Annotated in this window: 8 protein-coding genes; 2 read left to right on the forward strand and 6 right to left on the reverse strand. The window is 70.3% G+C overall.

Going from position 1 to position 11291, the window contains the following annotated elements:
• Positions 1–2440 (reverse strand): FxSxx-COOH system tetratricopeptide repeat protein (fxsT, locus tag AB0M20_RS01220; RefSeq protein WP_364291774.1); only part of this gene is annotated, 2440 nt, incomplete at its 3' end.
• 269 nt (positions 2441–2709) lie between these two features.
• Between fxsT and AB0M20_RS01225 the strand changes: the two genes are divergently transcribed.
• Positions 2710–2904 (forward strand): hypothetical protein, encoded by a 195-nt coding sequence (locus AB0M20_RS01225; protein ID WP_364291777.1) that lies wholly within the window; start codon positions 2710–2712, stop codon positions 2902–2904.
• An 86-nt stretch (positions 2905–2990) separates the two neighbouring features.
• Here AB0M20_RS01225 and AB0M20_RS01230 read toward each other — a convergent pair whose 3' ends face one another.
• From AB0M20_RS01230 to AB0M20_RS01240, 3 genes are all read right to left on the reverse strand, one after another.
• Complete coding sequence (locus AB0M20_RS01230; protein WP_364291780.1) at positions 2991–5870, reverse strand: vitamin B12-dependent ribonucleotide reductase; 2880 nt, start codon at positions 5868–5870, stop codon at positions 2991–2993.
• Positions 5871–5927: 57 nt separating this feature from the next.
• On the reverse strand, positions 5928–6404 hold the full coding sequence (gene nrdR / locus AB0M20_RS01235; protein WP_364291783.1) for a transcriptional regulator NrdR: 477 nt from the start codon (positions 6402–6404) through the stop codon (positions 5928–5930).
• Positions 6405–6703: 299 nt separating this feature from the next.
• Positions 6704–7033, reverse strand: coding sequence for a LysM peptidoglycan-binding domain-containing protein (locus tag AB0M20_RS01240; protein WP_364291786.1), 330 nt, complete (start codon positions 7031–7033; stop codon positions 6704–6706).
• 255 nt (positions 7034–7288) lie between these two features.
• Between AB0M20_RS01240 and lexA the strand changes: the two genes are divergently transcribed.
• Positions 7289–8068 (forward strand): transcriptional repressor LexA, encoded by a 780-nt coding sequence (lexA, locus tag AB0M20_RS01245; protein WP_364291789.1) that lies wholly within the window; start codon positions 7289–7291, stop codon positions 8066–8068.
• A 17-nt stretch (positions 8069–8085) separates the two neighbouring features.
• Here lexA and AB0M20_RS01250 read toward each other — a convergent pair whose 3' ends face one another.
• Both AB0M20_RS01250 and hflX read right to left on the reverse strand, forming a co-directional pair.
• Positions 8086–9777, reverse strand: coding sequence for a hypothetical protein (locus AB0M20_RS01250; protein ID WP_364291792.1), 1692 nt, complete (start codon positions 9775–9777; stop codon positions 8086–8088).
• Positions 9778–9847: 70 nt separating this feature from the next.
• Positions 9848–11242 carry a GTPase HflX gene (hflX, locus tag AB0M20_RS01255; RefSeq protein ID WP_364291795.1) on the reverse strand — a complete coding sequence of 465 codons (1395 nt, stop codon included), beginning with the start codon at positions 11240–11242 and terminating at the stop codon, positions 9848–9850.
• Positions 11243–11291: the final 49 nt, after the last annotated feature.

Below are 11291 nucleotides of genomic sequence, written 5' to 3' on the forward strand. Positions count from 1 at the left end.
CGTACCCCTCCGCGGCCTGCCCGCAGTAGTGCAGCGCGGTGTCGAACTGACCCATCTCCCGCAGCGCGTTGCCGAAGCTCATGCCGGTCGCCAGGGTCAGCTCGCGGCGCTCGCCCATCTGGTGCAGGCAGGCCTGATAGCAGACCCCGAGCTGCTCGACGGCCGGGACGAGATGCCCGAGCCGGCGGAACGCGACGGCCGTCATCCGGCGGGCCCGTTGCAGTTCGCGCCCCGACTCCTCCGCCAGCAGCTGAGCCAGCAGGTCCACCAGGTCCTCGTACCGGCCCAGCCCGTACAGGTCCTCGGCCAGCGCGTTGGTCAGCCGGGACTGGCGCCGGTCGTCGCCGCTGCGGTCACCGCGGAGCCGATCGAGCCCGGCCCGGTCGTCCTCGGCCGCCTCGAGGTACCGGCCGAGGAAGCGCCGGCTCACCGACAGGTTGTAGTGGCTCGCCAGACACCGGAGGTCGTCGCGCTGCAACGCGGCCAGGTGCAGCAGATTGGTCGCCTCGTCGTGCTCGTACGCCTCCTGGAACCGCCCGGCGATGCGCAGGTCGTGACCCCGGCTGCGGGCCAGGTCGAGCGCGATCGCGTCGTCGGACGAGTAGACCGGGTCGGCGGTGATCAGCGTCATCGCCTCCTCCGTGAGGCGGTACGCGTCAGCGTACGAGCCATCGGCGCGCAGGGCGTTCGCGAGGTCCCGCTTGATCTGCAGGACGAGCTCGTCGGTCGGCGCCAGGGCGCTCTGCCGGGACAGGGCGGCCTCGGCCTCGCGGCCCAGTCGCTGCGCCGCCTCGAGGTCGCCGATCAGGAAGAGGAAGCGGATCTGGTTGTGCACGGTCCGGTAGGCGGACGGGCGGAACCACTCGACCAGCCCGGCGGGGCGCACGTGGGGCATGATCGCCTGGTGCTGGACGCCTTTGCGGCGGTCGTCCGGCCGGCCGGGGTCCGCGAGCACGAGGATCTCCACCACGTCGCGGCGGTTGACCTCGCCACGGGACGCGGGCACCAGCTCGCGCAGCACCAGCCGCACGAACGCCGGGATCTCGATCCACTCGCCGGCGGCCTCGCGGCGGGCCAGGCCGGCGGCGGCCAGCATGTCCAGGGCACGCTTGAGCCCGCCGGCGTTGCCGAGAACCCGGCGGACGCCGGCCGAGACGTCGCCGCCCGCACCGCCCTGCAGCATCCAGAGCCGCACCGGGTCGGGCCCGAAGCCGAGCAGAAGGGTGAGCAGCGGCGGCAGGTCGGGGTCCCCGATCACCCTGTCCCGCAGGCTCGATCGGACGGTCTCGACCGCCTCGGGTGGCGGGCCCGCGGGATCGGTCAGGACACGGTTCGCCGGGTCGGCGAGCCGGTCGGCCAGGCCGGTCCAGGACGACGCCACCCGCCCGGGGTGAAGGTGGCAGGCCGCCACCAGGCCGAGCGGTGACCGGCCGGCCACGGCGACGAGGCGGGCCACCTCCGGCGCCGTGATGCCCGGGTCGTGTTTTCGCAGGAGCTGGGCGCACTCGCTGTCGTCGAGATCGGGAACCTCGAACCCGTCGTGCCGGCTCTCCCGAGCCCACCCGGCGTTACGGGTGGTGACGATGACACTTCCACCACGGGTACGGATCATCGTCCGGATGTCCCCGCTGACCACGCCGTCGAAGACGATCAGATACGGCCCGGACTGCTCGAGCAGATCGAAGAGCTGATCGACCGAGCGCCGCTGCGTGTCGGCGGCGGCGACGCCCAGCCGCTGCGCGAGCAGGGAGAGCGAGTCGCGGGCCTGATCCACATTGTCCGCCCGCACCCACCAGGTGATCGTGTAGTCACCGCGATGGGTCCGGACGTATTCGGCGGCCAGTTGCGTCTTGCCGGCGCCGATCGGGCCATAAAGGATCAACGGCGTTCCGGGCGACCGCGCGAGGCGGTCCTTGATCTCGTCGAGAACGCTCTCCCGGCCGGCGAACAGCCGCGATCGCTCGGGGAGTGTACCGTGCACCCACGGCTCGACCGGCTCCGCCGGAGGCTGCGGCAACGCCACCGTGGCGCCGGGCGCGATCACCGGCAGCGGTGTGGTGGAGGAACGGACGATCTGCGGGCGTACGCCCACGTCGGGCGGCATCTGCTGCGCCGTTCCGAACGACTCCGCGCGCAGCCAGAGGGAGTTGAACTCGACGAGCTGCCGGCGATAGTCCACCTGCTGCTCCGACATGCGGCAGAGCACCACGATGATCGACCGGAGCTTTGCCCAGCTCGGCACCGACCGGCCGCGCAGGGTCGAGTTGATCGTCTCGTGGGAAACGCTTTCCAGCTCCGCGGAAGTGTCGTCGTTGATGCGTTTGCTGATGATCCGGGTGGCCGGTTTCCCGGCCTGGCCGTACAGGGTGTGCAGCCGCATCACGAGGTCGCGTCGAGGGCCCGCCGGCACCGCGTCCGGGCCTGGCAACGCGATGGGCACTAAGCACGCTCCGAGCCGCTTCGCAGATCCACGAGGTCAGACCACTAAGGATCGCATGCGGTCACCGGCCGAACAACCGAACGCACATCAGCCCACCGGGTGGTGCGTCCGTCCGGTGGCGGCAGATCCTGTCAGGCCGCGTACGAAACGTCGGACAGTGTTGTCAGACCAAAGCCATAAGTGTCAGGTAATCCCCGCGCGGAGGCGATGCGGAGCAATCCTTCAATCGGCCCCGAAGCCCATCCGGCCAATGCCGAGGAGAGCCTCCCGTGCTTGACTACATCGACCCCACGACGATTGCGATCGCCGTTCTCATCTGGCCCGCCACGAAATCTGTTGTCGTGATGGGCGCGGCCGCCGTGAGCATGTGGTCTCGCGACGAACGCCGCCGCCGGGCCGCGGAACGAATTGTCGCCGCCCTCGCAAACTCGGACGGCGGCGCCTCCGGCGAATCGCCGGAATGAGAGCGCGTCGAATACGAACGGAGGGGCTCGACCAAAAGGTCGAACCCCTCCGCTGCTCGTTCCCATCAGGCGGGAACGTCACTCATTCAGCTGCAGCCGGACGTCGAGCCGCAGCCCTCGCAGACGTAGCAGCTGCCCGCCGGGCGCATCTTCGTGCCGCAGGTGAAGCAGAGCGGCGCGTCGGCCGAGTGACCCAGCACCACCTCGAGCAGCTCGGTCGACGAGTGCGCCTCCTTCACCGGCTCCTCCTGGGCCTTCGGGGCCTCCGCCTGCGGTGCGGTCGCGGCGCCGACCGGGGCCGACACCGGCGCGGACTGCGCCATCGTCGTCAGGTCCGCCGCGGCCGCGGCCTCGGCCGCCGCCTCCGCCTGGATCTGCGCGGCCCGCTCCTTCGCCGTGAAGATGCCCAGCTCGGCGCGGGTGTCGTACGGCAGGAAGTCCAGGGCCAGGCGGCGGAAGATGTAGTCCATCACCGACGCCGCCATGCGGATGTCCGGGTCGTCGGTCATGCCGGCCGGCTCGAAGCGCATGTTGGTGAACTTGCTGACGAAGGTCTCCAGCGGCACCCCGTACTGCAGACCGATCGAGATGGCCACCGAGAAGGCGTCCATCACGCCGGCCAGTGTCGAGCCCTGCTTCGACATCTTCAGGAAGACCTCACCGAGGCCGTCGTCCGGGTAGGACGACGCGGTCAGGTAACCCTCGGCGCCGCCGACCGAGAACGACACCGTCTCGGACGGGCGCTTCTTCGGCAGCCGCTTGCGGACCGGGCGGTACTCGATCACCTTCTCGACGACCTTCTCGACCTCGGCGGACGGCGCCGGAGCCGAGGTGGTGGAGCCCTTGCCCGCGGACAGCGGCTGCCCCACCTTGCAGTTGTCGCGGTAGATCGCGAGCGCCTTGAGGCCCAGCTTCCAGCCCTGGAAGTGGATCTCCTCGATCTCCTCGATCGTCGCCGTCTCCGGCATGTTGACGGTCTTGGAGATCGCGCCGGACAGGAACGGCTGCGCCGCCGCCATCATCCGCACGTGCCCCATCGGGGCGATGGACCGCTCGCCCATCGCGCAGTCGAAGACGCTGTAGTGCTCGGGCTTGAGGCCCGGCGCGTCCACCACGTGGCCGTGGTCGGCGATGTGCTCGACGATCGCCTCGACCTGCTCCTCGGGGTAGCCTAGGCTGCGCAGCGCACGCGGGACCGTCTGGTTGACGATCTGCATCGAGCCGCCGCCGACCAGCTTCTTGAACTTGACCAGGGCCAGGTCGGGCTCGATGCCGGTGGTGTCGCAGTCCATCATCAGGCCGATGGTGCCGGTGGGCGCGAGCACGGAGGCCTGCGCGTTGCGCCAGCCGGTCTTCTCGCCGAGCTTGTTGCCCTCCTGCCACTGCTTCGTGGACTCGCGGACGATCTCGGTCGCGACGGTGCCCTGGGGGCGGATCGCGTCGTTGGCCGCCGCGTGCTTGCGCATCACGCGCTGGTGCGCCTCGGCGTTGCGGGCATAGCCCTCGTACGCGCCCACCACGCCGGCCAGCTCGGCCGAGCGACGGTACGCCGTGCCGGTCATCAGCGAGGTGATCGCCGCGGCGACACCCCGGCCGGACTCCGAGTCGTACGGGTGGCCGGTGGCCATCAGCAGGGCGCCCAGGTTGGCGTACCCGATGCCCAGCTGGCGGTAGGCCCGCGTGGTCTCACCGATCCGCTTGGTCGGGAAGTCGGCGAAGCAGATCGAGATGTCCATCGCGGTGATGATGAACTCGACGCTCTTGACGAATTTCTGCACCTCGAAGCCGCCGTCGGGCTTGAGGAACTTCATCAGGTTGAGCGAGGCGAGGTTGCAGGAGGAGTCGTCCAGCGACATGTACTCCGAGCACGGGTTCGAGGCGGTGATCCGCCCGGTCTCCGGGTTGGTGTGCCAGTCGTTGATGGTGTCGTCGTACTGCAGGCCCGGGTCGGCGCACTCCCACGCGGCCTGGGCGATGTCGCGGAACAGCTTCTTGGCGTCGATCGTGTCGATCACCTCGCCGTGCAGCCGGCCGCGCAGCTCGAAGGTCGTGCCCTCCTCGACCGCGCGCATGAACTCGTCGCTGACCCGCACCGAGTTGTTGGCGTTCTGATACTGCACGCTGACGATGTCGGACCCGCCCAGGTCCATGTCGAAGCCCGCGTCACGCAGGGCGCGGATCTTGTTCTCCTCGCGCGCCTTGGTGAACACGAACTCCTCGATGTCGGGGTGGTCGACGTCGAGGATCACCATTTTGGCCGCGCGCCGGGTGGCGCCGCCGGACTTGATGGTGCCCGCGCTGGCGTCCGCGCCGCGCATGAAGCTGACCGGGCCGCTGGCCGTGCCGCCGGAGGACAGCAGCTCGCGCGACGACCGGATCCGGGAGAGGTTGACGCCGGAGCCGGACCCGCCCTTGAAGATCAGGCCCTCCTCCTTGTACCAGTCGAGGATCGAGTCCATCGAGTCGTCGACCGAGAGGATGAAGCAGGCGCTGACCTGCTGCGGCGACGCGGTGCCGACGTTGAACCAGACCGGTGAGTTGAAGCTGAACACCTGGTGCAGCAGCATCCAGGTCAGCTCGTGGTCGAACAGCTCGGCGTCCGCCTTGGTGGCGAAGTAGCCGTGCTTCTCACCCGCCGCGCGGTACGTGCCGACCACGCGGTCGATGAGCTGCTTGAGCGACCACTCGCGCTGCTCGGTACCCACCGCGCCGCGGAAGTACTTGGTGGTCACGATGTTCGCCGCGTTGACGCTCCAGGACTGCGGGAACTCCACGCCGCGCTGCTCGAAGTTGATCGAGCCGTCCCGCCAGTTCGTCATGACGACGTCGCGGCGCTCCCACTCGACCTCGTCGTACGGGTGAACGCCCTCGGTCGTCCAGACCCGCTCGACGCGCAGACCCCCCACGGGCGCGCTCGAGCCGTTACGGCTGCGCTGCCGACCTGCTGTGATGCCGTCCCCGGCCATGGTGCTCCCCCTCGTTGGTACCCAACACTTGAAACGCTTCGAAACGCTGAGAAAGTCCTACGGAACCTCGGCCGGCCGGCCGTTCGGCGTGGTCGCCGCGCGCAGCGCGACGATCTCCTTCTCGAACTCGTCCAGCGAGTCGAACGACTTGTAGACGCTGGCGAAACGCAGGTACGCCACCTGGTCCAGCTCGCGCAGCGGGCCCAGGATGGCCAGGCCCACGTCGTGGCTCGGGATCTCGGCGGCGCCCCTGGCCCGCACCGTCTCCTCGACCTTCTGCGCCAGCAGCGCGATCGAGTCCTCATCCACGGGCCGGCCCTGGCACGCCTTGCGCACCCCGCTCATGATCTTGGTGCGGGAGAACGGCTCGGTGACGCCGCTGCGCTTGACGACCGCCAGCACCGCCTCCTCCACCGTGGTGAACCGCTTGCCGCACTCGGGGCACGACCGGCGGCGACGGATCAACTGGCCGTCGTCCGCCTCGCGCGAGTCCACCACGCGCGAGTCGGCGTGCCGGCAGTACGGACAGCGCACCGGCGTTCCCCTCTCCTGAACCACCCTCCGGGCACAGCAAACCAGCGCCCACCTGCGTGGGACGCTGTGTATGACGTGTGGAGGACGCCGGGGTGAAACCCCAACCTGTGGATGACTTACACGCTTGTAACTACTAGATGTTGTGCCTGACGTTATGCCGATGCGGACGCAGGCGCAAGCCAACGGCGCGTCGCCGCGCCGGTAAATTTGGTCTCGACACGTGCGGTGCACCGGCGATCACCGGCCGTCCCGACAGTGTCCGGGCGTGTCCGTTTCATCCCCCACAGACACGCCGCACGTCACGAGCGCGGAAGCTCCAGCGTCTGGCCGGGGTGCACCACGTAGCCCTCGATGCCGTTGATCTCCCTGATCTCCGCCACGGCGGCATAGGGATCGCGGCGCGGCGCCGTGCGGGTGGCGATCGACCAGAGCGTGTCGTCGGGCTGCACCACCACCGATGGCGCCGGCACCGAGGGCGCCGGCCCGATCCGCGGCTGCTCGGCCCGCGAGGCGGTGGTCAGCAGGATGGCGCTCGCCACCGAGGCGAGCACGATGAAGAAGCCGAGCACGACGGCGCGTCCACGCCTGGTCAGACGCAACGGCGGGCGACGGTACGCGGTCGAGACCATCGACTTTCACCTCCTCGTACGAGCGTTCGATCGAACGCCCGTACGACGGTGTATCAGAACACGCGTACGGAAGTCGAGCACTTACGGGCGACACGCCGAAGCAAAGTCGTACAGATGTTTGAATATGTGGGACCTCGCCCATAAGGTCTTGAGCAGAACCGGATGATCCGCCGATTCCCCACGGCGGTTCTCCGGCTACCGCGAGCGAAAGCGCCACGTGCCGGCGACGGCACCGGGCCGACAGGGAGGGCGGACGTGTCGACCGACGACCGGACGAGCCGGCAGCAGAAGCAGGACCACAGGCCAGAGTCGGCCGCGCGGCGGCGGGCGCCGGGCCGGGCCCGGAGCGCGGACGCCCCGCAGTTGCGATCGGTCACCGCGGTCAGCCAGTTTCCCGATCTGGTGACCGCCGACCTGACCGCGCGGCAGCGGCGGATCCTCGAGTTCATCCGCGACTGGGTGGAGCGGTACGGCTATCCGCCCAGCGTGCGTGAGATCGGCGAGGCGGTCGGGCTGGTGTCGCCGTCGAGTGTGGCGTACCAGTTGAAGGCCCTGGAGGCCAAGGGCTTCCTGCGCCGCGACCCCAACCGGCCGCGCGCGGTCGACGTCCGCTCGCCCAGTGAAATGGTCGACGACGAGACGCTGCGCTCGGCCCGCCCGACGCCGGCCTACGTGCCGCTGGTCGGCCGCATCGCCGCCGGTGGGCCGATCCTGGCCGAGCAGGCGGTGGAGGACTTCTTCCCGCTGCCGCGCGAGCTGGTCGGCGAGGGCGAGGTCTTCATGCTCGAGGTCAAGGGCGACTCGATGATCGACGCGGCGATCTGCAACGGCGACTGGGTCGTCGTGCGGCAGCAGCCGACGGCGAACGCGGGCGACATCGTCGCGGCGATGATCGACGGCGAGGCGACCGTGAAGAGCTACCGCCAGCGTGACGGGCACGTGTGGCTGATGCCGGCGAACCCGGCCTTCGACCCGATCCCCGGCGACATGGCCAGCATCATGGGTCGTGTCGTGGCCGTGCTGCGCCGAATCTGAGGGCCCGGTCCGCGGGATCAGCGGCCGTAAGGTGCGCGGCCGTCGATGTCGCGATCGCGACCGTCGCCCCGGTTGGGCGGAGGGCCGTAGGCGCCGCCACCCTGCGGCGGCCGCGGCTGGCCCTGCGGCGGGCGCGGCTGACCCTGCGCGGGACGGCCACCCTGCGGCGGACGCGGCTGACTCTGCGGCGGGCGCGGCTGGCCCTGCGGAGGCCTCGGCTGACCACCCTGAGGGGGACGCGGCTGACTCTGCTGCGGGCGCGGCTGGCCCTGAGGGGGTCGCGGCTGCCCCTGCGGTGGGCGCGGCTGACCCTGCGGGGGCCGACCGCCCTGCGGCGGGCGGGGCTGGCCCTGCGGGGGACGCGCGCCGTTGACCGGCGGGCGGCCCGCACCGGCGCCGGCCGGCGTCCGGCTCCCGCCGTAGACACCCGGCCCACCTGCCGCCGGTTTGGCGCCGGCGGGCTTCGCACCGTAGACCGGCCCGCCGGCCCGGGGCTTGGCGCCGCCGTACACACCGGGCCCGGCCGCCGCGCCACCGACGCTGAGCAGCTCGGTCTCGGCGTCGGCCGGTTTCGGCCCGTCGCCCTTCGTGCTCTTGAGGACCGGGTCCGGCGCCGGCTTCTTGCGCGCCTGCCTGATCCCGAAGACCCCGAAGCCGACCAGGATCGCGCCGAGCACACCGACGCCACCCACCAGGTACGTGATGTCGTTGATGCTCAGGTTGGCGAACCAGGACGGCCCGTCCTTGGGCGCCGCCGCCGCTCCACCGGCCGCGGCCTTGGTGGTCGCCACGTTCGCCACGGGCGTGTAGCGCAAGATGTAGTTGTCACCGGTCTCGGGCTCACCCTGCATGTCGGAGACCGTGTAGAAGTACTTGCCGTCGGGGCTGTAGGTGATCGCCTCGCCGAGCGGCTCGTTGGGCAGCGGCGTCACCCGCGGCGTCGCCTTCAGCGCGGCGAGCACGTCGCCGCCGGTCACCGGCCACTCCAGCGCGTCGAGATAGGTACGCAGCACGACCTTGGTCGTGCCCGGCGCGACCGCGCCACCGTCGATGGTCCCCTTGAACAGCCGAGAGACGGAGTTGCCGGCCGTGTTGCTCGGCGGGACGGTGACCTCACCGGCCTTCTTGAGCGCCACGCCGGCGTCGCTGTTCTTCTTGAGCTTCGCCGTCGGCGTGTAGAGCGTGGCCGCGCGGCCGATCTCCTTGGTCACGATGATCGGGGTGCCGTCGCCGTTGAGCAGCAGCGCCTCGGCGTCGTGGCCGCCGTCCGGGTATCGCATGCGGAACAGCTCGGGCCGATCCGACCCGTCGACCGGCATGGACCAGAGGGCGATGGTCTCGCGGTCCTTCTTGTTGTCGCCGATGTCGGCGATCCACAGCGTCTCGCCGTCGGGCGACAGCACCATGTCCTCGGTGTCGCGCGGGCCGGAGCCGCTGAAGCTGACCGTCTTGTCAACATTGCACTTGTTGTCGAGGAAGAAGACCCGCTTGTGGCTGGCCTTGAGGGTGCTGTCGTTGATCACGATGAAACCGTCGTCGACGGCCACGATGCCGGACAGCTCGTCGAGCCGCTCATCACTGACCTTGCACACCTTCTTGCCGGCCTGGGCCTGCGCGGCGCCGGCCCCGGCGTCCTCCGCGAAGGCGGTGCCGGCGCCGACCATGACCAGCCCGGAGGCCAGCAGGACCGACACCACGAGACGCCGCATCCGATCAGTGTCGCACGCGGCGTCTCGTGCATGGTGTCACGTGTGGATCACCACAGCTCAAGGCCTTCTATCAACGCGTGTACGCAGACAGATCGGCGGCCAGCTGCTCGTCGACGCGGACGTGCAGCTCGGTGCCCTCCTCGGTGTGCCGGGTGGTGAGCACCTGTCCGGCCCGGTGGATCCGAGCGGTCAGATCGGCCCGGTCGTACGGGAGCACGATGTGCAGCTCGACCGCCGGGCGTGGCAGATGCGTCTCGATCGCCCGCCGCAGCTCCTCGATGCCGAGACCGGAACGGGCCGACACGAACACCGCGTCCGGCCAGGTCCGCTTGAGCCGCAGCAGCGTCTCCTCCTCGGCCACGTCGACCTTGTTGATCACCAGCAGCTCGGGGATCCGGTCGGCGCCCACCTCGGCGAGCACCTCGCGCACCGCGCTGACCTGGCCCTCGGGGTCGGGGTGCGCGCCGTCGACGACGTGCAGCACGAGATCGGCGTACGACACCTCCTCGAGGGTCGAGCGGAACGCCTCGACGATCTGGTGCGGCAGGTGCCGGACGAAACCGACCGTGTCGGACAGCGTGTAGACGCGGCCGTCCTCGGCGGCGGCCCGGCGGGTGGTCGGGTCGAGGGTGGCGAACAGCGCGTCCTCGACCAGCACGCCGGCCTGGGTCAGGCGGTTGAGGAGGCTGGACTTGCCGGCGTTGGTGTAGCCGGCGATGGCCACCGCGGGCACGCCGTTGCGGGTGCGGCGGGACCGCTTGGTCTGCCGCACCGTACGCATCGCCTTGATCTCCCGCCGCAGCCGGGCGATCCGCGTGTTGATCCGGCGCCGGTCGGTCTCCAGCTTGGTCTCACCGGGACCACGCAGACCCACGCCGCCGCCCGCGCCGCCGGCGCGACCGCCGGACTGCCGGGACAGCGTCTCGCCCCAGCCGCGGAGGCGAGGCAGCAGATACTGCAACTGGGCCAGCTCGACCTGCGCCTTACCCTCTTTGCTCTTCGCGTGCTGGGCGAAGATGTCCAGGATCAGCGCGGTCCGGTCGACCACCTTGACCTTGGTCTGCTGCTCGAGGTTGCGCAGCTGGGATGGCGACAGCTCGCCGTCGCAGACGATGGTGTCGGCGCCGGTGGAGAGCACCACGTCGCGCAGCTCGTCCACCTTGCCCCGGCCGATGAAGGTGGCCGGGTCGGGGCGGCCGCGACGCTGGATCAGGCCCTCGAGGACCTGGGAGCCGGCGGTCTCGGCGAGGAGGGCGAGCTCGGTCAGCGAGTTCTCCGCCTCGGCGACCCCGCCCTCGGTCCACACGCCGACCAGGACGACCCGCTCCAGCCGCAGCTGCCGGTACTCGACCTCGGTGATGTCGGTGAGCTCGGTGGAGAGCCCGGCGACGCGCCGCAGCGACTGCCGCTCCTCCAGCTCCAGCTCACCCGTGGTGACTTCAGGTTCGGTTAGCTCTGTACGCAAAAGGTGACCTCCTCGGCACCGATCGTGGCACGCCCAGGCCAGGGGCGCA

Source organism: Actinoplanes sp. NPDC051633, assembly GCF_040681735.1.
GTDB lineage: Bacteria > Actinomycetota > Actinomycetes > Mycobacteriales > Micromonosporaceae > Actinoplanes.